The sequence below is a fragment of the Cupriavidus sp. WKF15 genome (assembly GCF_029278605.1).
Taxonomy (GTDB): domain Bacteria; phylum Pseudomonadota; class Gammaproteobacteria; order Burkholderiales; family Burkholderiaceae; genus Cupriavidus.
In genome coordinates, this window is record NZ_CP119572.1 from 3,144,249 (window position 1) to 3,168,077 (window position 23,829).

Consider the following 23,829-nt stretch of genomic DNA (forward strand, 5'->3'; position numbering starts at 1 on the left):
TTTTGGCGACCCTAACAAGAATCGCGTACATACTCCCTGCCAGCGCACCTGCCAGGGAGTGTGAGGTCTAGGTACCCCGAGCGCAGGCTGCACCGAGTCGCTGAGGCGCGCTCAACCCGTGTCCGACCCTGCTTAACTCAGGTTCGGCAGAAGCTTGTCGGACTCCACCTCCACCGCTGATACTTCGTCGACCAATCCATCAAGTACTTTGAAGACTCCAGCCAGATCTTCGCGATACGAAGCTGTGTAGTTGGGCGTGACTACGTACCGCTCTTCGACTTGTAGGACTCGTTTGCGAATGAGTTCCTGGTGCTGACTCCAGTACCGTCCCATCTCCTTCGGATCAAGACCTCCTGGAAGTTCAGCTTTGGACGCAAAATAGCCCTCTTCATCTCCGCCTGTAAAGAATGAGTTACTCAAATGCGACAAGCAGTGGTCGAGGAAATGGAAGACGTTGTCCTCTTGGATGGTGGGGTTGAAGCAGATTCCAAACACGTACTCGTTCATTTGCCTTGCTATGCCACCACCATCACCAGCCCCACACTCGTCGTAAAGCCCGCAGCCCACACCTGACCCATTTGGCGGCAGCGAATTGCTCAGTTGGTAGGCCACGAAGGATTTGACGACAGAGCGCGCCGAGAAAACGCGCTGAGCAAGCGAAGGGGCACCTTGCTCGGATTGAGCGCCCCTTGAGGCCCGCTGACCAAGTTGAGACGAAGCTTCGCCGAGAAACGCTTCATCTGGGGCATCACTGACTTCTGAAAAAAAGTTTCGCCGGGGATCAATGTAGGTTCGCTTGAACAGCGCGAAGACCTCCTGAGACAGTCTTCTCATTCCCATTAATGCGAGATTATTGACCAAACCTGTTGTCGCAGCTCCCCTATCCTGATGGACGATGAGAGCTGAATGCAGGTTGTAAAGCTGCCCTTGACGATCTGCGGAGCATTGGAGTCTGAACAACATGAGATCGTTCCAGCCGAGGACGCCGCGATCACTGCTGGCAAGGCGTTGGATTAGACCCTTGCCTTCATAGGAGCCCTCGCCAAAGATTCGCCATGCGATCTCTATGATGTTCTCCGCGGTATTCGGAAGACGACGACCCGATGTCCTTCCCCAACCAGCTCGATCCAAGAGCCGCAATAGGGAGTAGATCGACCTCTGTCGCAACCCGCGATCATGGTTCTCGATTGCCGAGTAGCGCGGCAAATAGTCGGCGAGCGTGTCAATGGCGTCTTCAGCGGCAGCGCGAGTGAATTCATGAGATTGATTGACAAGCACCCTCCAGAATTGGTCATGCGCATGCTCACCGCTTTCCAATTGGAAGTCAGCCGACGTCAGCACCGAAGCAATAGACGCCCCCTTCCGAACTCGTTCCACTGCCTCCTGGTAAAGAACAAATGTCTCCTGCGGCTCTGGTGTTGCGAACCGCACAATGAGCTTGAGATACCCCTCGAGATTCCTCACGTCCTCATGGTTGAAGCACGCGCGCGACCTCAGAACTGCCTCCTCAACGGCGCTCGAATCACCAAGCTCCAAACTCGTCACATCGAAAAGCTGCGTCAATAGGAATCCTGCGGTCCCTTGGTGGTCCGCCACAAGCTTCGGGAATTCAGCAGAGTTCTTGAACTCTGATTCTCCGTACTCGCGACGCACCGAGAAGGTCCCGCTACGTCCCTCCGTCTCCTCTGCGTAGATGCGCCTGAACAATCCAGGGTAGTTCAGATGCAAGAGCATGAGGTTGATGAGGTCGCGCTTATTGAAGTCCGTCCGGCCTAAGTCGCTCCTCTCGATTTGCATGAGCAGCATTGCGTTGACGAAGCGCTTTACCTTGCGCAGGTCGCCGACAAGGGGTAGGTACTTCGCCGCCAATTCACCATCGAGAATGCTTGCCAACTCGTTGAGCACTGCGCCAAGCTTCAGCATCGTGTCGGAGGGAATCGAGCCAAGTTGGTTGTCTGCGCGTTGCCAGTCTCTCCGCAAGAAGTCCCGAATGCTTGAGCTATCAACGAACAAGCTCAACTTGACTGTCACAAACTTCTCAAGAAACTCCCGCGCCCTGGAACCTTCCTCCTGGCCTCCGGCAAGTACCTCTGTGTCGTAGCAGAGGACATAGGTAGCCTGCGAGAGTTTGAACGTCCGCCGCGTTGCGAACAGGACGTTGTTTGTAGTCTTTGCATCCAAACGATCAAGGTCGTCGATGACGATGATCACGCGACGACCGATGCGCCTAAGGACCTCGTCGATGTCATCGAGCAGTTCATCAACGGTCTCCTGCGACGGTTCCAAGGAAAGCTTGAAGCCAAGGAACGATACGTCGGCTTTTCCCTTTATCAGCCGGGAGTACCGCGACGCCGCCGGCCGAAACTCCGGAGCGAAGACCTTTCGTTGAATTGCCGCGGACAAATCGCGAATCAAACGGTCTGCAAGGTCAGGCTCTGATGCATACCGGAGGGGTTCGAATCGACAAACAATCGCTTTGTCTTCCGCTTTTGCCCAATAGCGCTCAGCAAGGTTGATGAAGCTTGTCTTGCCGACTCCCCATGGTCCATCGACCCCGAAGACGAGCCCTGGGTGGGCACCGCTTGCGAGAACAGTCTCCGCGAACGACTTGGCTTGCGCCTCGCTTGCAAACAGATCCTCTTTCTCGTCTCCGATTTCCTCATCCGCAATGAAGTAAAGCTGTGGAGTCGTTCTTTTGGGTCTCGGCCAGTACTGTTGAACCAGTGGCGACAAAAGCACGATACAGAGCAGAAGGAATATCGCTGGTGCCCAATGAGGACCTGCATTCTTGAGTGCTGCATGGGCTTTAGCCAACCAAGGCAAGGCCAACTCATTTGTCCAGATGCCGATGCCGATCGCGATCAGCAGATCGAGGCGGAGGCTGCGGCCCATCCGGGCAGCAGCGGCGTGCGCGCCCCGCTCAACTGAATAGATCAGGCAGAGCAGCAGTCCGGCCAGTACCCCACCGGCCTTCGCCCAAAGTGGGACGTCAGACAGCGTCTGTGCGAAGTTCGCACCGAGGTAGAAGGCGGTCCGCCAAACCTCCGCACCTACAAAGCCAAAGGCGAGCGACTTGGCGAAGACCAGTAACTCAGGCATCTTCATCGCTGGCTTGGTAGCCGTCATCAATTTGTCCTCCGTGGTGCGGCGCGATCTCTTCGCGTACTCGCCAACATGGCAGCCGACGTGAATACTCTACACGTGCAGTTGGCCTGCTCGACCGTCACTAGCGGGCATCAGCGAAGCCTAAACATAGACCCATAGCCCGAAAAGCGGAGCCAAGTCTGAAGCAGGTGTCTGGTCGAAAGACATGAGTGGCTACTCCGCAGGTCGATTGCAGACACGGTCCATCTCGAGTCATAAAAAATGGGAGCCATCAGCTCCCATTTCTCATCATCAAAGCAAAACAACAACAACTCAATCCCAGCTCAACGCCCCACCCGTCTGATACTCAATGACGCGCGTCTCGAAGAAGTTCCTCTCCTTCTTCAGATCGATCATCTCGCTCATCCACGGGAACGGGTTCTCCTCGTTCGGGAACAGCTGATCAAGACCAATCTGCTGGCAACGACGATTGCAGATGAATCGCAGATACGACTTGAACATCGGCGCATTCAGACCCAGCACGCCACGCGGCATGGTGTCCTCCGCATAGCGATACTCCAAATCCACCGCCTTCTTGAACAGCTCGGTGATCTCGGCCTTGAATTCAGCCGTCCACAGATGCGGATTCTCCAACTTGATCTGATTAATCAGGTCGATACCAAAATTGCAGTGCAGCGACTCATCCCGCAGGATGTACTGATACTGCTCCGCAGCCCCAGTCATCTTGTTCTGCCGCCCCATCGCCAGGATCTGCGTGAAGCCCACATAGAAGAACAGCCCTTCCATGATGCAGGCGAACACGATCAGCGACTTCAGCAGCTTCTGGTCGTTTTCCGGCGTGCCAGTCTTGAACGACGGGTCGGTCAGCGTGTCGATAAATGGGATCAGGAACTCGTCCTTGTCGCGGATCGACTGCACTTCGTGGTACGCGTTGAAGATCTCGGCTTCGTTCAGGCCCAGCGATTCAACGATGTACTGGTAGGCGTGCGTGTGGATGGCCTCTTCAAAGGCCTGGCGCAGCAGGTACTGGCGGCATTCCGGCGCGGTGATCTGGCGGTAGGTGCCCAGCACGATGTTGTTGGCGGCCAGCGAGTCGGCCGTGACAAAGAAGCCCAGGTTGCGCTTGATGATGCGGCGCTCGTCCTCGGTCAGGCCGTTCGGGTCCTTCCACGTGGCGATGTCGCGCGACATGTTGATTTCCTGCGGCATCCAGTGGTTGGCGCAGCCGGCCAGGTACTTTTCCCACGCCCACTTGTACTTGAACGGGACGAGCTGGTTGACGTCGGTCGAGCCGTTGATCACGCGCTTGTCGGCGGCGTTGACGCGGCGGTTGCTCTGCGCGGCGGCGGCGTTGGGGTTGTTGCCCAGGATGCCGGCTTGCGTGGCGCTCGACGGCAGCACGCCTTGCTGGTCAGCGGTGGCAGCCGATGCAGCGGGTTGCAGGGCAGGCTGCGGTGCGGCCTGCGGGGTGGCTTGAACGTCGTCGTCCCAGCTCAGCATGATGTGGTTCTCCGTGATTCGATTGGGGGGCGCGGTGGTCAGAAATGACGGCTCACGTTGTGGTGGCGCCGGCCCTCTCCCCCGGCCCCTCTCCCGCTCGCGGGAGAGGGGTGCAAACCCCGGGGGTGGTTGGTTACTGCGTTAAGTCTCTACTGCCTGATTACTGGCAGGCTTCGCACTCTTCAAAGCCAGGGTCACCCGGGCGCATCGTGCAGACCGCGCCTTCCGCTTCCGGCATGGCCGGGGCCAATGCAGCAGCCGCGTCCAGGGCGGAGCCGCTGTCGCTGCCCGACGACACCGCGTTCAGCGAGCCGCGCGACACGGTGGACTTCTCCACGTGCGTGGCGGCCATGGTGCGCAGGTAGTACGTGGTCTTCAGGCCGCGCAGCCAGGCCAGCTTGTAGGTGTCGTCCAGCTTCTTGCCCGAGGCGCCGGCCATGTAGATGTTCAGGGACTGGGCCTGGTCGATCCACTTCTGGCGGCGGCTGGCGGCTTCCACCAGCCAGGTCGGCTCGACTTCGAACGCGGTGGCGTAGATGTCGCGCAGGTCTTGCGGAATGCGGTCGATGCGCGACAGCGAGCCGTCGAAGTACTTCAGGTCGGCGACCATCACTTCGTCCCACAGGCCGCGTTCCTTCAGGTCGCGCACCAGGTAGTCATTGACCACGGTGAACTCGCCCGACAGGTTGGACTTGACGTACAGGTTCTGGAACGTCGGCTCGATGCAGGCGGACACGCCGATGATGTTCGAGATCGTGGCGGTCGGCGCGATCGCGATGCAGTTCGAGTTGCGCATGCCGTGCTGCTTGATGCGGGCACGCAGGCTGTCCCAGTCCATCGTGCTCGACAGATCCACGTCCAGGTAGCCGCCGCGCTCTTCGGCCAGCAGCTTGAGCGAGTCCTGCGGCAGGATGCCGCGGTCCCACAGCGAGCCGGCGTAGGTCTCGTAGCGGCCACGCTCTTCGGCCAGCTCGGTGGAGGCCTGGTAGGCGTAGTAGCACACGGCTTCCATCGAGGTGTCGGAGAACTTCACCGCGGCGTCGCTGGCGTACGGCGTGCGCAGCACGTGCAGGCAGTCCTGGAAGCCCATGATGCCCATGCCGACCGGACGGTGGCGCAGGTTGGAATTGCGGGCCTTCTCGACAGCGTAGTAGTTGATGTCGATGACGTTATCCAGCATCCGCATGGCGGTGCGGATGGTCTTCTGCAGCTTGGCGTGGTCGAGCGCGTACGAGCCGTCAGCCTGCCTGGCCAGGTGGGCCACCAGGTTCACCGAACCCAGGTTGCACACGGCGATTTCGCTGTCGTTGGTATTCAGCGTGATTTCCGTGCACAGGTTGGAGCTGTGGACGACGCCGACGTGCTGCTGCGGGCTGCGGATGTTGCAAGGATCCTTGAAGGTGATCCACGGGTGGCCGGTTTCGAACAGCATGCCCAGCATCTTGCGCCAGAGCTGCATGGCCGGGACCTTCTTGAACAGCTTCAGTTCGCCGTTGGCGGCCTTGGCTTCGTAGCCGAGGTAGGCCTTTTCGAATTCCTTGCCAACCTTGTCGTGCAGGTCCGGGCAGGTGGACGGCGAGAACAGCGTCCATTCGGCGTTTTCCATCACGCGCTTCATGAACAGGTCCGGAATCCAGTTGGCCGTGTTCATGTCGTGGGTGCGGCGGCGGTCGTCGCCGGTGTTCTTGCGCAGCTCCAGGAATTCTTCGATGTCCAGGTGCCACGTTTCCAGGTAGGCGCAGACGGCGCCCTTGCGCTTGCCGCCCTGGTTCACGGCCACGGCGGTGTCGTTCACCACCTTCAGGAACGGGACCACGCCCTGCGACTTGCCGTTGGTGCCCTTGATGTGCGAGCCCAGTGCGCGCACGTTGGTCCAGTCATTGCCCAGGCCGCCGGCGAACTTGGACAGCAGCGCGTTTTCCTTGAGCGCCTCGTAGATGCCTTCCAGGTCGTCCGAGACGGTGGTCAGGTAGCACGACGACAGCTGCGAGCGCTGGGTGCCCGAGTTGAACAGGGTCGGCGTGGACGACATGAAGTCGAACGACGACAGCAGCTGGTAGAACTCGATGGCGCGCGCTTCGCGGTCGGTTTCGTTGAGGGCCAGGCCCATGGCGACGCGCATGAAGAATGCCTGCGGCATCTCGATGCGGGTCTCGTCGATGTGCAGGAAGTAGCGGTCATACAGGGTCTGCAGGCCCAGGTAGTTGAACTGGAAGTCGCGGCCGGCGTCCAGCGCCGCGCCCAGGCGGGCCAGGTCGAAGGTGGCCAGCTTCTCGTCCAGCAGCTCGGCGGCGATACCGCGGGCGATGAACTTGGGGAAGTACTCGGCGTAACGCGTGGTCATTTCGGCCTGCGTCACTTCGGCGCCCAGGATTTCCTTGCGGATGGTGTGCAGCAGGATACGGGCGGTGACCTGGCTGTAGTCCGGGTCCTTTTCGATCAGGGTACGCGCGGCCAGGATGGCGGAGTCGTACACCTGCGTCATCGGCACGCCTTCGTACAGGTTCTTCAGCGTTTCCTTGAGGATCGGCTCGGCGCTGACGGCCTTGCCCAGGCCGGCGCAGGCGTTGTCGAGCAGGGCGTGCAGCGCGACGATGTCCAGCGGCTTGCTCACGCCACCGTCGGTCACGTTGAACTGGATGCCGGCTTCCTGCACGCGGGCCACGGCCTGCGCGCTGGCGCTGGCGCGCTCCTGGGCGCGCTTTTCGCGGTACAGCACGTAGGAACGGGCCACTTCGTGCTCGCCCGAGCGCATCAGGGCCAGTTCGACGTGATCCTGCACGTCTTCAATATGGATGGCGCCACCGCTCGGGCGGCTGCGCACCAGCGCGCGCACCACGTTGCCGGTCAGTTGCTCGACGACCTCGCGCACGCGGGCCGAAGCGGCACCCTGGCCGCCGTTGACGGCCAGGAAGGCCTTGGTCATGGCGACGGTGATCTTGGACGGCTCGAACGCCACCACGGCGCCGTTGCGGCGGATGATCTTGTAATCCTGGTAGTTCGTCGTGCCGGCTTGGGTCGCGGGGGCCTGTTGCTCGGTACCTGCAATACCGGCGGCGCCCGCTGCGCCCGTGGTGATTTCGTTCTGGGCCGTCTGCATAAGAACTCCTGTCTTTTTAGCCTGTTTTAAGAGACAAAAGAGTCCCTGGCGAAATGCGGCTGCGAAAGCGTCCGGCCGTGCGTTGGCGGCGGCTGGACTGACTGCCTTTTGCTAAACATTTCGCCAGGGACTCTTGTGATGCGCCGGCCCCACATCAGGGTTTCAACCACTATCGCCACGTCTGCGACAGCGCCCCTCGTTGCTAGGCCAGCTCCCCGGTTGAACTACTACATATAGTGGTCACTGCGGAAATCTGGCCCAAGTATAGTGAAAGAAAACCGAATGACCAGTCTTGACAAGCGTGGTTGCGACACCCGGATGACAAGTGCGGCGGCGCCACATTCCCGGGAACCGCGCTGCGACAAGGGATCGCGCCAAGTCGTGCGCAAACGCACATTTTTTGGAAATTTTTTTTATCCGAGCGACGCGTCCGATAGCCCCACACGGGCGTGGGGAATTGGCATGTGACATCGCGCCGACATGGTGCTGTGGCAGCCCCTTGGCGACGCCGCAAGCACCCTAACTGTGCGAGGGGCGGTAGGGTAACAGGTTTTGCGGAACGTCGGCGAGACGCGCGAAACGGTCCCAGTCGAAGTGCGGCCCGGGGTCGGTCTTGCGGCCCGGGGCGATGTCGCTGTGTCCGGCAATCGCCTGCACCGGCAAAGTGGTGCGCAGGGCCTTTACCAGCGTGGCGGTGGTGGCGTACTGGGCGGCGGTGAATGGCTGGTCATCGGCGCCTTCGATCTCGATGCCGACCGAGAAGTCATTGCAGCGGCCGCGGCCGAAGAAGTCAGACAGGCCTGCATGCCATGCGCGCTTGCCGCAAGGCACGAACTGCACGAGTTCGCCGTCGCGCCGGACCAGGAAGTGGGCGGAGACCTGCACCTGGTGAATCGTGGCGAAGAACGGGTGGCGGTCGGGGTCGAGCCTGTTCTGGAAGAACGCCTCGATATCGCCGCTGCCGAACTGGCCCGGCGGCAGGCTGATGTTGTGCAGCACCACCAGGTCGACCGGCATGCCCTCCGGGCGGTCATCGAAATTGGGCGACGGCACGCGGCGCGCGGCCGGCACCCAGCCTTCGGCGTCCGGAAGGAAGCTGGCGGGGACAGAGGCGGAAGCCGGGGCCTTCATGCCGCGCCCTCCCCTTCCTCGCGCTCGTCGCGCCCTTCGCGGATATCGAGCTGCTGGATGCGGTAGCGCAGCTGACGCAGGTTCAGGCCCAGCAGCGGCGCCGCGGCCGTACGGTTGAAGCCGGTCTGCGACAGCGCCTGCAGGATGATCTCGCGCTCCACGTTTTCGAGCCTGGCCTGCAGGTCGATCGGGAACACCACGCCCCGGCAGGCGCGCTCGGCGGCATCGGGCAGGTCTGCTGCCACGGCAACGGCGTCCGGCTCCGGCTCGGCTGCGGCCTGCGCGGGCATGGGGACCGGCGCGGGCTCGGCGGGCATGATCCCCATCGGCGCCCAGCCGCCGGCCCATGGCGTGTACGGGGTCAGCGGCGACGGCGCCGCACGCAGCGCCGCGCGTTCCAGATTGGCGTCGAGCGGGCCCAGGTCGGCCACCTGGATGTCCTCAGACTCGGCAAACGCATAGGCGCGTTCGAGCAGGTTCTCCAGCTCGCGCACATTGCCCGGGAACGGATAGGCCACCAGCCGCTCCAGCGCGGCCTGCGACAGGCGGCGCGGACGCGGGTCGCCGTAGCGCACGGCCAGGTGTTCGAGGATGGCGCGCGCGAGCACGGGGATATCCTCGGCACGCTCGCGCAGCGTCGGCATGCGCAGTTCCAGCACATTGAGCCGGTAGTACAAGTCCTGGCGGAACAGGCCGGCCGAGACCATGGCGGCAAGGTCCTTGTGGCTCGCGCACATCACGCGTACATCGACGGCATCTTCGCGGCTGGCGCCGATCTTGCGAACGCGGCGCTCCTGCAGCGCGCGCAGCAGCTTGACCTGCATGGCCAGCGGCAGGTCGGCCACCTCGTCGAGCAGCAGCGTGCCGCCGTTGGCGGACTGGAAGAAGCCGCCGCGCTCGGCGTCTGCACCGGTGAACGCGCCTTTGACGTAGCCGAAGAACTCGGACTCCATCAGGTTTTCGGGGATGGCGCCGCAGTTCACCGCCACGAACGGATGCGCGGCGCGCGCGCTGGTGGCGTGGATGGCCTGTGCGGCGCGCTCCTTGCCGCTGCCCGATTCGCCGCTGATCACCACCGGCGCCATGCTGCGCGCCAGGCGCGAGAGCGAGCGCCGCACCTCCTGCATGGCCGGCGAGTGGCCGGGCAGCAGCGCGGCGGCGCGGTCGGCCGCCAGGCTTGCGTCGGCGGCGGCTTGATCCTGGTCTTCGCGCTGCTGGTGCCGGCCCAGCGCGTTCATCACCAGGCTGCGCAACTGGTCCAGCGACACCGGCTTGGCGATGTAGTCGAACGCGCCGGCCTTGAGGGCTTCGACAGCGTTGTCGGCACTGCCGTAGGCGGTGATGACTGCCACGGGCACGCGTTCCGGCGCGGCCGAAAGCTGCCGCACGATCTCGATGCCCAGGCCGTCGCCGAGGCGCATATCGGTCAGCACCAGGCTGTAGCGGCGCTGCGCGAGCTTCTCGCGCGCTTCGGCCAGCGAGCCGGCCAGCACCACGTCATGCCCCATGCGGCGGATGGAAATATCGAGCAGCTCGCGCAGGTCTGCCTCGTCGTCGATCACGAGGATGGGATCAAGGCCGGGCGTTCTGGGTGGCATGGAGCGGCGTGTCAGGTGCGGAAGTTCAGTGGATCTTCGTGTCTGGCGAGGCCGCATCGCCGGTGTCGATGCGCAGCGTCAGTACGAAGGCCTTGGCGGGCAGTGTATCGCGCGGCGCGGCCAGCAGGCCGGTGCGCTCGAGCAGGTCGTCGAGCGCGATGGTGCCGTAGCGGACCTGCGCGTCGTTGGCGCCGCACAGCTCGCGCGCCATGAACAGGCCCAGCCCGGTGCCCTGCGCATTGCTGGTGAAGAACGGTTCGAACAGGCTGCGCTGGTGTTCGCGCGGAATCTCGGTGCCATCGTTCCAGACGATCAGCTCGGCATGGTGCTGGTCCAGCGCGTGGGCGAGCAGGCGGATGGCGCCCGGCAGGCGGCTGCAATAACGCCATGCGTTGTCGAGCAGGTTGCCGAGTACCTGCTGGAGCTGCGAAGTGTCGAAGACGACCGGCTGTGCCACGTCGACCGTTACGCGGACGGCATTCGGGTTGACCTCGCCGCGGCCCGGCTGGCACGTGTCGCCAGCGCGCGGCAGGCGCGAACGCATTTCCAGGCGCCAGCGGTCGACGATCTCGGGCAACGCCTGCGCAAGCTGCGCGGTGCTGCGGCCCGTGCGCGGGCGGCGCGAGAGCTGCAGCACGTCGGAGACGACCTGGTCCAGCCGCCGCACGTTGTCATGGATGATGCGCAGCAGCCGTGCATCGACGTCCGATTCGACGCCGTCGCCCACGCGCGCGCCGTCGCCAAGCAGCTCGCTGGCCTGGCTGATGGCGGCCAGCGGGTTGCGGATCTGGTGGGCGACGCTGGCCACCAGCCGGCCCATGGCGGCGAGCTTTTCCTGCTGGACCTGCTCGGCAATGCGCTCCCAGCTTTCGATATGGACCAGCACGGTGTCGCGCATTTCGCTGCGCAGCAGGGCCTCGTCGTCGGGGGACCAGGCCATGGCTTCCTGCTGGGCGATAGCCAGGCGCAGGCGCGTCGCGACCTCTGGCGTCAGCTCGTTCCACGCGGCGGTGTCGAGGCTGGACGGCAAGGTCGAGGTACTGCTGATGGAATTGCGCAGTCCGGCCAGGCCCGGCAGCACGAAACGCAGCCGCAGCCGCGTGTGCAGCGTACCGCCGCCCGGCGGCGCGGAACGCGAGACGATCGGCAGCAGTTGCAGGATGCGCGGCACGTCGTCCTTGCGGCGCAGCCAGTCGCGCAGCATTTCCATGAGCGGCTGCAGGCGCGGGATGCGGCGCAGGTCGAATATCGCGACCTGGCCGCCCTCCCCGTCGCCCTCGCCTTCCCGCGCGCGGCGCGAGTAGGCGCGTTCGTGCGGCTGCACGCCCAGCAGCACCACGGCTGCCGGGTTGGCCGCCACCACCATGCCGTTGGCGCGCACCAGCATCACGCCGTCCTGCATGTCGTTGACCATCAGCCGGTTGACGAGCTGCTGCAGCCGCAGTTCCTGTTCGCGCGCGAGCGCCAGCCTTTCCTGCGCCACCTGGCGGTACGCCAGCATGTACATCAGCAGCGCCGCGATCATGAACACCAGCCCGTACAGGCCCGAGCCGAGCAGGCCGGCATCGGCCTGGCGCAGCAGGATGGTCTGCATGAACGGGTGTGCCATGACCACCAGCGCCGAGACCGAGGCGGCAAACAGCGCGAACAGCAGGCTGGTGAGCGCGCCTGCTTCCAGCGCCGGCAGCAGGAAGATCATGGCCAGCCCGTCGGCATGGCCATTCTGGCCCAGGGTCTCGTAGATCAGGCCGAGCATGGCCAGGTCGGCCAGCACCTGCAGCCGCACGCGCAGGTGGAAGCGCCGCCGCCATAGCGTGCCGGCCAGCATGGCCAGCGCAATGCCCAGGTAGGGCACGGCCAGGCGCATGCCCGCCGATTGGTAGGCGGGCAATGCAAGCTGGAACGGCAGCATCAGCGGAGCACCGTGCGTCACGGCGCCGCGCTGCATCATGGCGAAGGCCAGCAGCAGCAGGCCGACGGCCACGCGGGTCCAGCAGAAGTAGCGCAGCAGGCGCCAGTGGAAGTCAGTCGGCTCGGGCTGGCGCCACAGTTGCGCAAAGCCGTGCCACGTGGCGTGCCGGGCGATGTTCGTCGGCCGCGCCGTGATCATGCGTGGTCGCCGCTGTCGTCCGGCAGGTGGCTGCGCCGGCAGTAGTGCAGGCCGTGCCAGGCAATGGCCTCGCTGCGCGGCAGGTGCACGCCGCAGTGGGCGCACTGGACCATGGCCTCGGCGCTGTCGTCGCGGGAGGCGTTATTGGCCGAGCGCGATGTGCGGGCAGCTTGCTGCTGGCGCGATTCGGCGCGGGACCGCAGCCACCAGATGACCCCCAGCACCACGGCCAGCAGGATAAGGATTCTTGCCATGGCGGTCTCAGAGCCGGTGCAGGATCACTTCGATCACGAAGCGGCTGCCGACGTAGGCCAGCAGCAGGATGCCAAACGACGCAATCACCCAGCGCAGCGCCACGCGGCCGCGCCAGCCGCGGAAAAGCCGCCCGGCCAGGATGCCGCCGAACATCGCCCAGGAGATCAGCGCGAACACGGTCTTGTGGTCGAGCCGGAAGGCCCGGCCGAACAGCTCTTCGGAGAACAGCAAGCCCGAGGCGATCGTCAGCGTCAGCAGCACGAAGCCCGCGCCGATCAGGCGGAACAGCAGCTTTTCCAGCGTCAGCAGCGGCGGCAGCAGGTCCAGCCAGCGGCCCAGCCACTGCTCGGCCGGCGCCTTGGGCTTGCCGCTGCCGGGGCGCGCCGGCGCATGCTTGAAGCCATGCAGGCGGCGCTCGGCCAGCAGCATCAGGAAGGCGTGGAATGCGGCCAGCGTGAACAGGCCATAGGCCACGTTGGCGATGATGAAGTGCAGCTTGAACAGCGGCTGCGCGGCATAGCCCAGGATCAGCGAGCCCGGGAAGGCCAGCGGCATCAGGCTGGCGACGAGCGCCACCGGGATCACGATCAGCCCCAGCCCGGCGAGCGAGAAGAAGAAGCTCTCGATCCAGTAGATGCCCACGCCCAGCCACAGCATGGCCGACAGCGCAAAGGCAAAGCCGAACACCATGCGGTCGGCCGGGAAGATGGTCTCGTGCAGCAGCATGCCGTGGCTGGCCAGCACGCCGGCCATCAGCAGGTGCCACCACGCCGGCTGCACGTCGCCGTGCCGCGCTGCGTGGGCCGCCGGGCCGCCGTTGGCCGTCAGCACGGCCGACGCCGCGCCATTGGCGTGGCCACCGGCGGCGGCGAGCCGCGGATTGCGGGTTGCCCAGCCGTGCAAGGCCAGGCCGCAATAGAGAAGTGCCGTCAGGGCATACAGTACAATGGCCATTTGCGCAGTTTACCTTAGTGCCTCCTGCCAGTGGCGGGCGGCTAACGCGGTAACAGAGGCCGCAACACAGCCCTTTCTTCCCCCATTCCTGCCATGCTGGACAATCTCACTCAACGCCTGGCGCGGGTCGTCAAGACCATGCGCGGCGAGGCCCGCCTGACCGAGGCCAATACCGCCGAAATGCTGCGCGAAGTGCGCCTGGCCATGCTGGAGGCCGACGTGGCCCTGCCGGTCGTGCGCGAATTCATCGCCCGCGTCAAGGAAAAGGCAATGGGCGAGGATGTGGTCGCCAGCCTGACCCCGGGCCAGGCGCTGGTCGGCGTGGTGCAGCGCGAGCTGACCGCGGTGATCGGCGGCGAGGAAGCGGTCACCGGCGCCAAGAGCGCCGAGCTGAACCTGGCCGTGCAGCCGCCCGCGATCATCCTGATGGCCGGCCTGCAGGGCGCCGGCAAGACCACCACCGTCGGCAAGCTGGCGAAGTGGCTCAAAGAGAACAAAAAGAAGAAGGTGCTGACGGTCTCGTGCGACGTGTACCGCCCGGCCGCTATCGCCCAGCTGAAGACCGTGTCCGAACAGGTGGGTGCCGAGTTCTTCCCGTCGCAGCCTGAGCAGAAGCCGGTGGACATCGCCCGCGCGGCGGTGGACTGGGCGCGCAAGCATTACCACGACGTGCTGATCGTCGATACCGCGGGCCGCCTGGGTATCGACGAGGCGATGATGCAGGAAATCGCCGCGCTGCACGCCGAACTGAAGCCCGCGGAAACGCTGTTCGTGGTCGATGCCATGCTCGGCCAGGACGCGGTCAACACCGCCAAGGCCTTCAATGACACGCTGCCGCTGACCGGCGTGGTGCTGACCAAGCTGGACGGCGATGCGCGCGGCGGTGCCGCGCTGTCGGTGCGCCATATCACCGGCCGGCCGATCAAGTTCGTCGGCGTGGGCGAAAAGCTCGACGGCCTGGAGCCGTTCTACCCCGACCGCATGGCCCAGCGTATCCTGGGCATGGGCGACATCCTCGCGCTGGTCGAGGAAGCCCAGCGCGGCGTGGACATGGACGCCGCCGAGAAGCTGGCCAAGAAGATCAAGAAGACCGGTGGCTTCGACCTGGAAGATTTCAAGGCCCAGATCGGCCAGATGAAGAAGATGGGCGGCCTGGGCAGCCTGGTCGACAAGCTGCCGGCGCAGTTCGCGCAGCAGGCGCAGGGCGCCAATATGGATCAGGCGGAAAAACAGGTGCGCCGCATGGAAGGCATCATCAACAGCATGACGGCCGCCGAGCGCGCCAAGCCCGAGCTGATCAAGGCCAGCCGCAAGCGCCGCATTGCCGCGGGCGCGGGCGTGCCGGTGCAGGAAGTGAACCGCCTGCTGAACCAGTTCGACCAGATGCAAGGCATGATGAAGAAGCTCAAGGGCGGCGGCATGATGAAAATGATGCGCCAGATGGGTGCGATGAAGGGCGGCATGAAGGGCCTGTTCAACCGCTGATCCGGCCCCGCCCCCTTTTCCCCCGCAAAGAGACAAAGACAGGAAAGACACCATGATGACCGTCGAACAGGCCCGCGAACTGTGGGCCAACTCCGAGGAAATCGTCAGCGCAGAAGAAGTCCAGGCTTCGCTGGACCGCATGGCGAAGGACATCACCGACAAGATGGGCGATGCCTTCCCGCTGGTGCTGTCCGTGATGGGCGGCGCGGTGGTGTTCACCGGCATGCTGCTGCCCAAGCTGCAGTTCCCGCTGGAGTTCGACTACATCCACCTGTCCCGCTACAACAACAAGACCGTGGGCGGCGAGATGCAATGGCGCGTGGCGCCGCGTGAATCGGTCAAGGACCGCGTCGTGCTGGTGCTCGACGACATCCTGGATGAAGGCGAAACCATGGCCGCCATCCGCGAGCGCATCCTGGACATGGGCGCCAAGGAATTCCACGCCGCCGTGCTGTGCGAAAAGACGCTCACCAAGCTCAAGCCGATGCACCCGGACTTCTGCGGGTTCCAGGTGCCGGATCGCTATGTGTTTGGCTGCGGGATGGATGCCAAGGGGTATTGGCGGAACCTGGGGGCGATCCGCGCGCTGATGTAAGCGCCGTCAGCCGACGTGGTGCGCCCCAAGGATGGGCCACAACGACGCCAGCAGCAGCAGCGCCATCCCCACGTTGAACACGCGCAGCACCCGCGGCTGCGCCAGCCAGCGGCGCAGGGCCGAGCCGAACACGGCCCACATCGCCACGCTGGGCAGGTTGATCACCGCGAAGATGCCGGCCAGCATCAGCACGTTCAGCCACACATTGCCGTGCAGCACATAAGTGCTGCACGCGCCCACCGCCATCACCCACGCCTTGGGGTTGACCCACTGGAACGCCGCCGCCTTCAGGAAACCCATCGGGCGCGCGACCTGGCGGTCCTGCACGCCGCCTGAGGTCGCGAGCTTCCACGCCAGCCAGACCAGGTAGACGCCTGCCACCACGCGCAGCAGCTGCCAGGTCCACGGCCAGTGCGAGAACATCGAACCGAGCCCCAGCCCGACCAGAGCCACCATCAGCGCAAACCCGCCGCTGATGCCAAGCAGATGCGGAATGGTCCGCGCAAAACCGAAGTTCACGCCCGAGGCCAGCACCATGGTGTTGTTGGGGCCGGGCGTGATGGATGACACCAGCGCGAACGCCGAAAAGGCAAGGAAGACGCCGGAACCGGCAGCAAGGTCGGGAAAGGCCATGGCAGGCAACCACAAGAAACAAGGGATTGCTGCCAGTCTAGTCACAGCAAACGGTACAGTACCGGTACAGTTTGCCTAAATTCTGCCATGACGGCATGACGCGGGCCGGCGGGACAGTCAGCTATACCACGGCCCGATACGGGTGCTCGCGCAGCCACTTGGTGGCGATCCATTTCTCGCCGGACTGCACCGGCAGGCCTGCATGGAGCGTGCGCTCGTCCAGCGTGCCGTCGGGCAGCCGGTAGCTGAAGTACACGGCATTGCCCTTGACCGGCTCCACTTCCAGGCCGATGCGCGGGAATGCCGTTGCGCCGCCGGCGGGTGGCGTGTTCAGGTAGATCACCAGCGTGGCGATGCGCTGGCCGCCTACGCGGAGCTGGCGCGCCTCGCCGGGGCGCTTCGGGTTGAAGAAATCGAAATGCGGCTGGTATTCGCCGCCGGGCTTGTAATTGAGGATCTGCAAACCCTCGCCATGATCGGCCGGCACGCCGGTCACCGCGGCGATGCGTGCCTCGATGCGCTGGAGCAGCGCGTGTTCGCCGACCTGGAACATCGCGCCCATGCTGGTGCGTGCATCGATCAGGTTCTCGTCGCCGGTATCGGGATTGACCACCGGCGAACGCGCCAGCCGGCCGCGCGCGAGGTCGATCAGCGCATCGCACTCGGCATCGCTGAGCAACTGGTGGTACAGGCGGATCGCGGGTGCCTGCAGCGAGAACAGCACCTGCACCTCAGGTGCACTTGGGCGCTTCGCGGGGCTGGCTACCGTGGCCCGGGTAACGGCTGGCGTGGCTGGCGTGGCAGACGATGCGGCCGGCCGATGTCCCATGGCCGTGGCCACCGCGGTGCGGGCGAAGACAGCGTCGTAGCCCGAGCGCAGCATGGACAGCACCAGCGATTCGGCGCCGAAGCCTTCGGCGATATGCCGCGCCAGCCAGCGTTCGAGTTCCGGTGACGAAGTGGCGTAGCCCGGCGAGCCCACGGCCGGGCGCGTGTCGGTGGTCATGACGGATTGGCCAGGCGCTGCGGCGAGAACGGGTTGCGGTCCGGCGCCTCGGGCTGCAGCTTGCGCGGACGGGCCGGAGCGATTTCCGGATCGCCCGCGACGGTCACGGTGGCTTCCGAATACTGCCAGCGCTTCCACGCCGCCAGCACGGCGTTCGGGTATTCCGCGCGGCCGCGGCTGCCGTTGTAGCGCCCCAACGCCAGGAACAGGTCGCCCTGCTCGCGGTCCAGGTAGTGGCGCAGGATGGTGCAGCCGTAGCGCAGGTTGCTCTGCAGGTGGAACAGCTTGCGCGTGTCGTTGTCGCCGATGGTGCGGGTCCAGAATGGCATCACCTGCATCAGCCCGCGCGCGCCGACCGAGCTCATGGCGTACTTGCGGAAATTGCTCTCGACCTGCACCAGCCCCAGCACCAGCGCGGGCTCCAGCCCGGCACGCTTGGCTTCGTAGTAGGCGGTTTCGATCAGCTCGACGCGCATCTGCGGCTCGGGGATGCGCCCTTCGAGCCGGTGCGACATCTCGCCGAGCCACTTCAGGTAAGCCAGGCGCTCGCCGCCCGAGGCGAAGGCGGGGCGCACCGGGCGCGAGTCGGCAATGGCTGCCGCCAGCGCGCCGCGTACCGAGTCGGCCAGGTCTTCTTCCTTCTGCGCGCCGGCCTGCGCAGCGGCCGCGGCAAGGGCCAGCAGCAGGCTGCCGGCCGTGCGAACCAGACGGGCCGCGCGCATGGGCTTACTTGCCGACCTGGCTGCGTACGTGGCCGACCACGTCGGCCACGGCTACCTGGGTCGCCTGGGCGTCGCGGCGGCCCTGGTATTCGACCTTGCCTTCCTTCAGGCCACGGTCGCCGACCACCACGCGGTGCGGCACGCCGATCAGCTCCCAGTCGGCGAACATCACGCCCGGGCGCTCGCCGCGGTCGTCGAGGATGACGTCGACACCGGCGGCCAGCAGCTCGGCGTGGATGCGGTCGGCCTCGGCCTTGACGGCCTCGGAGCGGTCATAGCCGACCGGGCACACCACCACTTCGAACGGGGCGATGGCGGCGGGCCAGATGATGCCGCGCTCGTCGAAGTTCTGCTCGATCGCCGCGCCCAGGATACGGGTGACGCCGATGCCGTAGCAGCCCATCTGCATCGGCTGGGTCTTGCCGTTCTCGTCCAGGAAGGTCGCGTTCATCGACTCGGAATAGCGCGTGCCGAGCATGAACACATGGCCCACCTCGATGCCGCGGCAGATTTCCAGCGTGCCCTTGCCGTCCGGCGAGGCATCGCCGGCGACCACGTTGCGCAGGTCGGCGACGACGGGCTCGGGCAGGTCGCGGCCCCAGTTGACGCCGGTGAAGTGGTAGTCGCGGTAGTTGGCGCCGCAGCAGAAGTCGCTCATGTTGGCGACGGTGCGGTCGGCCACGACCTTGACCGGCTTCTTCATGTCGATCGGGCCCAGGTAGCCGGGGGGCGAACCGAAGGCGTCGACGATCTCGTTCTCGGTGGCGAAGCGGAAATCGGCCAGGCCCGGCACCTTGGAGGCCTTGACCTCGTTCAGCTCGTGGTCGGCGCGGATCAGCAGCAGCCAGATCTGGGCGCCGGCGTCACTGTCGGTGGCCAGCACGATCGACTTGACGTTGCGCTCCAGCGGAATGTTCAAGAATTCAGCCACCTGCTCGCACTTGACCTTCTCCGGGGTAAAGGTCTTGACCAGGTCTTCCCTGGGTGCGGCGCGCTCGGCCAGCAGCGGCAGCGCCTCGGCGGCCTCCATGTTGGCGGCGTAGTCGGACGTCGGGCAGTAGACGATGGCGTCTTCGCCGGTGTCGGCGATCACGTGGAACTCATGCGAGCCCGAGCCGCCGATGGCGCCGTTGTCGGCCGCCACGGCGCGGAATTCGAGGCCGAAGCGCTGGAAAATGCGCACATAGGCGTCGTACATGTTCTGGTACGACTTTTTCAGGCCTTCCGTGTCGCGGTCGAAGGAATAGGCATCCTTCATCGTGAACTCGCGGCCGCGCATGATGCCGAAGCGCGGACGGCGCTCGTCGCGGAACTTGGTCTGGATCTGGTAGAAATTGACCGGCAATTGCTTGTAGCTGCGGATTTCCGAGCGGGCGATGTCCGTCACCACTTCCTCGGAGGTCGGCTGCACGGCGAAATCGCGCTCGTGGCGGTCCTTCAGGCGCAGCAGCTCGGGGCCCATCTTGTCCCAGCGGCCGGTTTCCTGCCACAGCTCGGCCGGCTGGATCACGGGCATGGACAGTTCCACGGCGCCGGCGCGGTTCATTTCCTCGCGGACGATGTTTTCCACCTTGCGGATCGCGCGCAGCCCAACCGGCATGTAGTTGTAAATGCCGGCGCCGAGCTTCTTGATCATGCCCGCGCGCATCATCAGCTTGTGCGACACGATTTCCGCGTCGGCGGGGGCTTCTTTCAGGGTGGAAATGAAAAATTGCGAGGCTTTCATCCGAATGTCTTCTCTGGAAACCGGGAATCCCGGTGAATTGGCGGCAGCCATGCCGCGCATAATCGACTGGAACGCGCCGGCAACTGCCTGAAACTGCCTGAAACTGCTCTTCCCGCTCGGGGAAAACCAGCAGCGCCCCGCCTGAGCCGGGCCGCGCGCATCCTTTATAATCGACATAATTCTAAAGGATTCGAGGTGCAGTCATGCTCGATCGTGAAGGCTTTCGCCCGAACGTCGGCATCATCCTCATCAACGCACGAAACGAGGTTTTCTGGGGCAAGCGAATCGGCGAGCATTCCTGGCAGTTTCCGCAAGGCGGCATCAAGTACGGCGAAACGCCGGAACAGGCCATGTACCGCGAACTGCATGAGGAGATCGGCCTGCTACCGGAGCACGTCAGGATCGTCGGTCGCACGCGCGACTGGTTGCGCTATGAGGTGCCGGACAAGTTCATCCGCCGCGAGATCCGCGGCCATTACAGAGGCCAGAAACAGATCTGGTTCCTGCTGCGCATGGCAGGCAGGGACTGTGATGTTCACCTGCGCGCCACCGACCATCCCGAGTTCGACGCCTGGCGGTGGAGCGACTACTGGGTACCGCTGGACGCGGTCATCGAGTTCAAGCGCGACGTCTACCAGCTGGCGCTGACGGAGCTGTCGCGCTTCCTGAACCGCAATGCGCGCGTGCCGCTCAGTCCATACGGCGTGCATCACAACCGCCATGGCGGCGGGCAGCGCCGGCCGCCCCAGGCGGCCCAAGCGGCCGTAGGGGCGCCCGTGGTGCCGGCCGCAGCAGAAGAAGGTGACGCAGTTTTGCCGGCCGCGCCGGCTTCCAACCACACGGAGTCCTGATGAATCGTGTTACCGGCCACGGCCGCCGCGGCGGCCTGACCGCTGCCGGCCTGTTGCTTGCCGCCGCCTGCCTGGCGCTGGCGGGCTGCAAGACCACCGCCAAGGAAATGCCCGAAGAAGAATCCAAGTGGATCAATCCGTTCGAGCCGAAGACCTTCAAGGAGGAAGAGGCCATCCTGCCGGCACTGCCGCAGGATGCGAACCTGATCCCGTTCTCGGTCAACGGCACCGGCAACCTCACGTTCGAGGTGGACAGCAAGTCGGTGTCGGTCGGCGCGGACAAGGTGGTGCGCTTTACGGTGGTGATCAGCAGCGCCAGTGGCGCGCGCAACGTGAACTTCGAAGGCCTGCGCTGCGACGCGTTCGAGCGCAGGATCTACGCGACGCTGCCCGTGGGCGCCAAGGAATGGGAACTCAACCGCGGCGATAACCGCGATAGCTGGGTCCGCATGCAGACCAGCGCGCGCAACGCCTACGCGGCCACGCTGGCGACCGATTTCTTCTGCGAAGGCCGCACCGTGGCCGGTACACCGGAAAAAATGGTCCGCGACCTGAAAGACAGCGCGCCGCACAAGCGCTGAGTGGCGCCGGACTGAACGCAAAAGGGCGATGCCGAGGCATCGCCCTTTCTTCTTTTGGCCGGCTGATCGGGCTCAGACCAGCACCAGGTTGTCCCGGTGGATCAGCTCGGGTTCGTTCAGGTGACCCAGCACCGATTCGATCTCCGACGACGGCTTGCGTGCGATCAGGCGGGCTTCGGCGCTCGAATAGTTCGTGATGCCGCGCGCCACTTCGCGCCCATCGGCGCCGACACAGGCGATCACCTCGCCACGCGCGAACTCGCCCTGCACTTCCACCACGCCGATCGGCAGCAGCGACTTGCCGCCACTGGTCAGCTTTTCTACCGCGCCGGCATCGATCATCACACGGCCGCGCAGCTGCAAGTGATCCGCCATCCACTGCTTGCGCGCGGTCAGGCGGCCAGTCGGCGCCAGCAGTTGCGTGCCGATGGCCTCGCCCGCGGCCAGGCGTTCCAGCACGTTGGCTTCGCGGCCCGAGGCGATGGTGGTGTGCGCGCCCGACTTGGCCGCGCGCTTGGCCGCCAGGATCTTGGTCAGCATGCCGCCCCGGCCGATGGACGTGCCGGCGCCGCCCGCCATCGCTTCCAGCTCGGGTGTGCCGGCCAGCGCCTCGTCGACGAACTCGGCATTCGGGTCCTTGCGCGGATCGGCGGTGTAGAGCCCGCGCTGGTCGGTCAGGATGACCAGCGCATCGCCTTCGATCAGGTTGGTCACCAGCGCGCCCAGCGTATCGTTGTCGCCGAACTTGATTTCGTCGGTGACCACGGTGTCGTTCTCGTTGATGATCGGCACCACGCCCAGCGACAGCAGCGTCAGCAGCGTGGAGCGCGCGTTCAGGTAGCGTTCGCGGTCGGCCAGGTCGGCGTGGGTGAGCAGCACCTGCGCGGTGCGGATGCCGTAGCGGCCGAACTGGCTCTCGTACACCTGGGCCAGCCCCATCTGGCCGACAGCGGCGGCAGCCTGCAGTTCGTGGATTTCACGCGGGCGGCGCACCCAGCCCAGGCGCTGCATGCCTTCGGCAATGGCGCCGGAGCTGACCAGCACCACTTCCTTGCCGATCGAGCGCAGCTTGGCGATCTGCGCCGCCCAGCGCGCAATGGCGTCGTAGTCCAACCCCTTGCCGTCGTTGGTGACCAGGCTGGAACCAACCTTCACGACGATACGTTTTGCCTGGGCAATGACCGATTGCATGGCGAGAAATCCTGTCTCCGGGGGGGCTTTTTTTGCATCCCCAATGGTGGTCCCTCGCCCCGCATGGGCGAGGAAGAAGAACCGGCTTACTGCTCGTGACCTTCCTGGTCGACGTTGTGCAGGCGCCCGTCGAGCCGGATGTCGGGCTCGGCCAGCGCAGCGGCCTCTTCGGCCTTGATCGCGGCCAGGTGGTCCTTGATCGCGTAGATCAGCTCGCGGCAGCCTTCGCCGGTGAGCGCCGAGATCTGGAAGACCGGGCCCTTCCACTTGTAGCGCTTGATGAAATCCTTGGCGCGCGCGCCACGCTCGTCCTCCGGCACCATGTCGAGCTTGTTCAGAACGAGCCAGCGCGGCTTGTCGTAGAGCGTTTCATCGTACTTCTTCAGCTCGTTGACGATGGCCTTGGCTTCCGCCACCGGGTCCACCGCTTCGTCGAACGGGGCCAGGTCGACTATATGCAGCAGCAGTCCCGTGCGCTGCAGGTGGCGCAGGAACTGGTGGCCCAGGCCAGCGCCTTCGGCCGCGCCTTCGATCAGGCCGGGAATGTCGGCCACCACGAAGGACTGCTCATGATCGACGCGCACCACCCCAAGGTTCGGGTGCAGCGTGGTGAACGGATAGTCCGCCACCTTCGGGCGCGCGTTGGAGATATGCGAGATGAACGTCGACTTGCCCGCGTTGGGCATGCCCAGCAGGCCGACGTCGGCCAGCACCTTCAGCTCCAGCTTGAGCATGCGGCGCTCGCCGGGCTTGCCGTCCACCTGCTGGCGCGGCGCGCGGTTGGTACTGGACTTGAAATGCAGGTTGCCCCAGCCGCCCATGCCGCCTTCCGCGAGGCAGACCTTCTGGCCGTGCTCGGTCAGGTCGGCGATCAGCTCGCCGGTGTCCATGTCGGTGATCAGCGTGCCGACCGGCATGCGCAGCGTGACGTCGTCGCCCGCGGCGCCATAGCAGTCGGAGCCACGGCCGTTCTCGCCATTCTTGGCGACGTGCTTCTTGGCGTAGCGGAAGTCGATCAGGGTGTTGATATTACGGTCCGCCACGGCGAACACGCTGCCGCCCCGGCCGCCATCCCCCCCATCCGGACCACCGAAGGGCACAAACTTCTCGCGCCGGAACGAGGCGCTGCCATTGCCGCCGTTGCCGGCGATGGCTTCGATTCGGGCTTCGTCGATGAACTTCATAGTGGGTTTCCGTGGTGGACCGGGCTACCGACCGGCATTGGCAACTCACATTGTCGCCAAAAATGAAAAAGCCCCGCAAGCATTGCGGGGCCTTCGTGCTGC

At 64.8% G+C, this 23,829-nt stretch carries 18 protein-coding genes; 4 read left to right on the forward strand and 14 right to left on the reverse strand.

Features of this window, described 5'->3' with window-relative positions; translation table 11 throughout:
- Positions 1–132: 132 nt before the first annotated feature.
- The 8 genes from CupriaWKF_RS14610 to ccsA all read right to left on the reverse strand — a co-directional run bounded on the left by CupriaWKF_RS14610 (position 133) and on the right by ccsA (position 13,753).
- The gene (locus CupriaWKF_RS14610; protein WP_276098566.1) at positions 133–3,126 is read right to left on the reverse strand and encodes a KAP family NTPase; all 2,994 of its coding nucleotides are present in this window, start codon (positions 3,124–3,126) and stop codon (positions 133–135) included.
- Positions 3,127–3,417: 291 nt separating this feature from the next.
- Positions 3,418–4,605: a ribonucleotide-diphosphate reductase subunit beta gene (locus CupriaWKF_RS14615; protein WP_116318196.1), complete on the reverse strand. Its 1,188-nt coding sequence runs from the start codon at positions 4,603–4,605 to the stop codon at positions 3,418–3,420.
- A gap of 160 nt (positions 4,606–4,765) precedes the next feature.
- Positions 4,766–7,705: a ribonucleoside-diphosphate reductase subunit alpha gene (locus CupriaWKF_RS14620; RefSeq protein WP_276098567.1), complete on the reverse strand. Its 2,940-nt coding sequence runs from the start codon at positions 7,703–7,705 to the stop codon at positions 4,766–4,768.
- 519 nt (positions 7,706–8,224) lie between these two features.
- Positions 8,225–8,836, reverse strand: coding sequence for a 1,6-anhydro-N-acetylmuramyl-L-alanine amidase AmpD (gene ampD / locus CupriaWKF_RS14625; protein WP_276098568.1), 612 nt, complete (start codon positions 8,834–8,836; stop codon positions 8,225–8,227).
- Positions 8,833–10,434, reverse strand: a complete 1,602-nt coding sequence (locus CupriaWKF_RS14630; protein ID WP_276098569.1) for a sigma-54 dependent transcriptional regulator — start codon at positions 10,432–10,434, stop codon at positions 8,833–8,835. The genes ampD and CupriaWKF_RS14630 overlap by 4 nt, the downstream gene beginning before the upstream one ends.
- Positions 10,435–10,459: 25 nt before the next feature.
- A complete protein-coding gene (locus CupriaWKF_RS14635) occupies positions 10,460–12,544 on the reverse strand; it encodes a histidine kinase dimerization/phospho-acceptor domain-containing protein (protein ID WP_276098570.1) in 2,085 nt (694 codons plus the stop codon).
- Positions 12,541–12,798, reverse strand: a complete 258-nt coding sequence (locus tag CupriaWKF_RS14640) for a PP0621 family protein (protein WP_276098571.1) — start codon at positions 12,796–12,798, stop codon at positions 12,541–12,543. Before CupriaWKF_RS14640 ends, CupriaWKF_RS14635 begins: the two co-directional genes overlap by 4 nt.
- A 7-nt stretch (positions 12,799–12,805) precedes the next feature.
- The gene (ccsA, locus tag CupriaWKF_RS14645; RefSeq protein WP_276098572.1) at positions 12,806–13,753 is read right to left on the reverse strand and encodes a cytochrome c biogenesis protein CcsA; all 948 of its coding nucleotides are present in this window, start codon (positions 13,751–13,753) and stop codon (positions 12,806–12,808) included.
- A 93-nt stretch (positions 13,754–13,846) separates the two neighbouring features.
- Here ccsA and ffh point away from each other — a divergent pair, with 93 nt between their 5' ends.
- The gene (gene ffh, locus CupriaWKF_RS14650) at positions 13,847–15,238 is read left to right on the forward strand and encodes a signal recognition particle protein (protein WP_276098573.1); all 1,392 of its coding nucleotides are present in this window, start codon (positions 13,847–13,849) and stop codon (positions 15,236–15,238) included.
- Positions 15,239–15,290: 52 nt separating this feature from the next.
- On the forward strand, positions 15,291–15,833 hold the full coding sequence (locus CupriaWKF_RS14655) for a hypoxanthine-guanine phosphoribosyltransferase (RefSeq protein ID WP_276098574.1): 543 nt from the start codon (positions 15,291–15,293) through the stop codon (positions 15,831–15,833).
- A 6-nt stretch (positions 15,834–15,839) separates the two neighbouring features.
- Here CupriaWKF_RS14655 and CupriaWKF_RS14660 read toward each other — a convergent pair whose 3' ends face one another.
- The 4 genes from CupriaWKF_RS14660 to CupriaWKF_RS14675 form a co-directional block, all read right to left on the reverse strand.
- Positions 15,840–16,466 (reverse strand): LysE family translocator, encoded by a 627-nt coding sequence (locus tag CupriaWKF_RS14660; protein ID WP_276098575.1) that lies wholly within the window; start codon positions 16,464–16,466, stop codon positions 15,840–15,842.
- A gap of 121 nt (positions 16,467–16,587) precedes the next feature.
- Complete coding sequence (locus tag CupriaWKF_RS14665; RefSeq protein ID WP_276098576.1) at positions 16,588–17,472, reverse strand: 2OG-Fe(II) oxygenase; 885 nt, start codon at positions 17,470–17,472, stop codon at positions 16,588–16,590.
- Entirely contained in the window at positions 17,469–18,194 is a 726-nt protein-coding gene (locus CupriaWKF_RS14670; protein WP_276098577.1) for a lytic transglycosylase domain-containing protein, read from the reverse strand. The genes CupriaWKF_RS14665 and CupriaWKF_RS14670 overlap by 4 nt, the downstream gene beginning before the upstream one ends.
- A 4-nt stretch (positions 18,195–18,198) precedes the next feature.
- Complete coding sequence (locus CupriaWKF_RS14675) at positions 18,199–19,920, reverse strand: proline--tRNA ligase (protein ID WP_276098578.1); 1,722 nt, start codon at positions 19,918–19,920, stop codon at positions 18,199–18,201.
- A gap of 203 nt (positions 19,921–20,123) precedes the next feature.
- On the opposite strand from CupriaWKF_RS14675, the gene CupriaWKF_RS14680 reads away from it, so the two are divergent.
- Positions 20,124–20,771 (forward strand): RNA pyrophosphohydrolase, encoded by a 648-nt coding sequence (locus tag CupriaWKF_RS14680; protein WP_276098579.1) that lies wholly within the window; start codon positions 20,124–20,126, stop codon positions 20,769–20,771.
- Positions 20,771–21,352, forward strand: a complete 582-nt coding sequence (locus CupriaWKF_RS14685; RefSeq protein WP_276098580.1) for a CNP1-like family protein — start codon at positions 20,771–20,773, stop codon at positions 21,350–21,352. Before CupriaWKF_RS14680 ends, CupriaWKF_RS14685 begins: the two co-directional genes overlap by 1 nt.
- Positions 21,353–21,424: 72 nt before the next feature.
- Here CupriaWKF_RS14685 and proB read toward each other — a convergent pair whose 3' ends face one another.
- Entirely contained in the window at positions 21,425–22,543 is a 1,119-nt protein-coding gene (proB, locus tag CupriaWKF_RS14690; protein ID WP_276098581.1) for a glutamate 5-kinase, read from the reverse strand.
- Between the two features lie 86 nt (positions 22,544–22,629).
- Positions 22,630–23,727, reverse strand: coding sequence for a GTPase ObgE (obgE, locus tag CupriaWKF_RS14695; RefSeq protein WP_276098582.1), 1,098 nt, complete (start codon positions 23,725–23,727; stop codon positions 22,630–22,632).
- Positions 23,728–23,829 lie beyond the last annotated feature (102 nt).

Excerpts from the sequence above, each read along its gene's own strand:
- obgE (WP_276098582.1), bottom strand. The coding sequence starts at position 23,727 with ATGAAGTTCATCGACGAAGCCCGAATCGAAGCCATCGCCGGCAACGGC.
- CupriaWKF_RS14670 (WP_276098577.1), bottom strand. The coding sequence starts at position 18,194 with ATGCGCGCGGCCCGTCTGGTTCGCACGGCCGGCAGCCTGCTGCTGGCC.
- CupriaWKF_RS14665 (WP_276098576.1), bottom strand. The coding sequence starts at position 17,472 with ATGACCACCGACACGCGCCCGGCCGTGGGCTCGCCGGGCTACGCCACT.
- CupriaWKF_RS14620 (WP_276098567.1), bottom strand. The coding sequence starts at position 7,705 with ATGCAGACGGCCCAGAACGAAATCACCACGGGCGCAGCGGGCGCCGCC.
- CupriaWKF_RS14610 (WP_276098566.1), bottom strand. The coding sequence starts at position 3,126 with ATGACGGCTACCAAGCCAGCGATGAAGATGCCTGAGTTACTGGTCTTC.
- CupriaWKF_RS14615 (WP_116318196.1), bottom strand. The coding sequence starts at position 4,605 with ATGCTGAGCTGGGACGACGACGTTCAAGCCACCCCGCAGGCCGCACCG.
- CupriaWKF_RS14655 (WP_276098574.1), top strand. The coding sequence starts at position 15,291 with ATGATGACCGTCGAACAGGCCCGCGAACTGTGGGCCAACTCCGAGGAA.
- ccsA (WP_276098572.1), bottom strand. The coding sequence starts at position 13,753 with ATGGCCATTGTACTGTATGCCCTGACGGCACTTCTCTATTGCGGCCTG.
- proB (WP_276098581.1), bottom strand. The coding sequence starts at position 22,543 with ATGCAATCGGTCATTGCCCAGGCAAAACGTATCGTCGTGAAGGTTGGT.
- ampD (WP_276098568.1), bottom strand. The coding sequence starts at position 8,836 with ATGAAGGCCCCGGCTTCCGCCTCTGTCCCCGCCAGCTTCCTTCCGGAC.
- CupriaWKF_RS14685 (WP_276098580.1), top strand. The coding sequence starts at position 20,771 with ATGAATCGTGTTACCGGCCACGGCCGCCGCGGCGGCCTGACCGCTGCC.
- CupriaWKF_RS14680 (WP_276098579.1), top strand. The coding sequence starts at position 20,124 with ATGCTCGATCGTGAAGGCTTTCGCCCGAACGTCGGCATCATCCTCATC.
- ffh (WP_276098573.1), top strand. The coding sequence starts at position 13,847 with ATGCTGGACAATCTCACTCAACGCCTGGCGCGGGTCGTCAAGACCATG.
- CupriaWKF_RS14675 (WP_276098578.1), bottom strand. The coding sequence starts at position 19,920 with ATGAAAGCCTCGCAATTTTTCATTTCCACCCTGAAAGAAGCCCCCGCC.
- CupriaWKF_RS14635 (WP_276098570.1), bottom strand. The coding sequence starts at position 12,544 with ATGATCACGGCGCGGCCGACGAACATCGCCCGGCACGCCACGTGGCAC.
- CupriaWKF_RS14640 (WP_276098571.1), bottom strand. The coding sequence starts at position 12,798 with ATGGCAAGAATCCTTATCCTGCTGGCCGTGGTGCTGGGGGTCATCTGG.
- CupriaWKF_RS14660 (WP_276098575.1), bottom strand. The coding sequence starts at position 16,466 with ATGGCCTTTCCCGACCTTGCTGCCGGTTCCGGCGTCTTCCTTGCCTTT.
- CupriaWKF_RS14630 (WP_276098569.1), bottom strand. The coding sequence starts at position 10,434 with ATGCCACCCAGAACGCCCGGCCTTGATCCCATCCTCGTGATCGACGAC.